This window comes from Massilia psychrophila (assembly GCF_002760665.1).
Taxonomy (GTDB): Bacteria; Pseudomonadota; Gammaproteobacteria; order Burkholderiales; family Burkholderiaceae_D; genus JAFCUW01.
Window position 1 is genome coordinate 1 of record NZ_PDOB01000098.1, and the last position, 443, is coordinate 443.

At 58.2% G+C, this 443-nt stretch carries 1 protein-coding gene; it reads right to left on the reverse strand.

Going from position 1 to position 443, the window contains the following annotated elements:
• Position 1: 1 nt before the first annotated feature.
• Positions 2-443, reverse strand: a 442-nt coding sequence (locus CR103_RS21810; protein WP_143752733.1) for a DDE-type integrase/transposase/recombinase, incomplete at its 5' end; no start/stop codon positions are given.

A 443-nucleotide genomic window follows, 5' to 3' on the forward strand; every position in this document is an offset into this window, starting at 1 on the left:
ATTACGCGTTCTTCGCTACATCGGTGACCTCATTCCAAAGAGAAAATGCCTGAGTGCGGACGTGCCGGTACTGCTCCGCTGACAGGCGGTTGCGCTGACACCGGAAAGCATTGTTGATCTGACCGTGTGCCGACAGAAAGCGCTGTGCATGACCGGGTGACTTGAAGCGGCGCATCTGTCGTTCTCGTTGCCGCGTCGGTTGGTGCGAGAGTTCGGCCCGGTTGTTTAGACCCTTGTGCTGGCGATGCTCGACACCGGGCATGATGTGCACCTTCGCTGCGGCGTAACTCTTCAGTTTGTCGGTGACCAGCACCCGCGGTGCGTAACGCAAGCCCTTGAGGAGCTTGCGGAAAAAGCGTTTTTCCGCCTGCCGGTTACGCCGGCTTTGCATGAGGATATCGAGCACATGACCGTTCTGGTCGACTGCGCGCCATAGGTAATGG